This window comes from Streptomyces sp. NPDC019224 (assembly GCF_040632605.1).
In the GTDB taxonomy this organism is placed as follows: domain Bacteria; phylum Actinomycetota; class Actinomycetes; order Streptomycetales; family Streptomycetaceae; genus Streptomyces.
The window spans coordinates 1-1,113 of the sequence record NZ_JBEYCF010000118.1 but is presented as its reverse complement, the minus strand read 5'-3'; the positions used below and the strand labels follow the sequence as shown (position 1 = coordinate 1,113).

At 68.8% G+C, this 1,113-nt stretch carries 1 pseudogene; it reads left to right on the top strand.

Annotation, left to right across the window (positions count from 1 at the left end):
* The first annotated feature begins 400 nt into the window (after positions 1-400).
* Positions 401-1,078: pseudogene (locus ABZ564_RS32760) on the top strand (DUF1524 domain-containing protein).
* Positions 1,079-1,113: the final 35 nt, after the last annotated feature.

Sequence of the window (1,113 nt, the reverse complement as noted above, 5' to 3'; positions counted from 1 at the left end):
ACCGACACGCTATGAACAAGGCCCCGTTTCCTGTGCCCGCACCAGGCCCCGTCACCTGATCCAGGACGCCGTACGGGCCGTCATCGAACGCCCCACGGTTGAGAAACAGCTAGTCACATCAGGTGTGTCTGCCGTCGGTGCCGGTCACCCGGCGGGCGCCGGGCGCGGCCGGCAGGACGGCACGGGCTTTCAGTAGGCCGGAAATCCGCGCGGGTTGTGGGGCAAGGCACCGATCAGGCCACCGCGGGCGCGCGCGATGGCGCATTCCCGCCGCCCCGGAACCCTTGCATGCGGCCGCCTGGGCCCGTGCATCCGACTCGTGAGGCTCGAAGCACCTGGGCCCGAAGCAGGCCTGCGTCTGGCTTCACCGTGAGCGGATCACGGCCGGTAGAACGCCGTGGTGATCAAGAATCTTGTGCGCGGGCTCAGCGCACTCTCCCCCGCCCTCGCCCCCTTCTCTCCGCTCAGGCCGCCCCGACGGCCGAGGCGACCATTCTGGCCGACGCGGTCGGCCTGGTGCAGACGGCGCAGGAGAACCGCACCGGGTGCACCCCCAGCGCCTTCAGGCACTGGAACTCGGGCGAGGACACGTCCGACGGGTGCAACACCCGTAAAAGGTCCTCATCTCCGAGGCGGTCATCGCACCGACGGTGGAGACCGGCTGCAAGCTGACCGGCGGCACGTGGATCTCCTACTACGACGGCCAGGAAATCACCAGCGCCGGGGCCCTGGACATCGACCACATGGCGCCGCTCGCCGAGGCCTGGGCCTCCGGCGCCTCCACCTGGACCGAGGCACGGCGCGAGGCCTACGCCAACGACCAGGAGGCGCACACCTCCCTCGTCGAGGTGACCGCACACACCAACCGGCACAAGGCGGACCAGGACCCGACGGACTGGATGCCGCCGTCCCCCCAGGCGCAATGCCGGTACGCGGGGGAGCGGGTGGCCCCAAGCTCCGCTGGCAGCTCACTGCAGACGACCGCGAGCTGGAGACGCTGAAGGCGTACGCCGACGGGTGTGCGTTCTCGTTCATGGTGAAGCTGTGTTATCGGCCTGGCCTGTGTAGATGTAGGTAGCTGAGAGACGCTGAGTCGGACGTTCAATAGCGCTT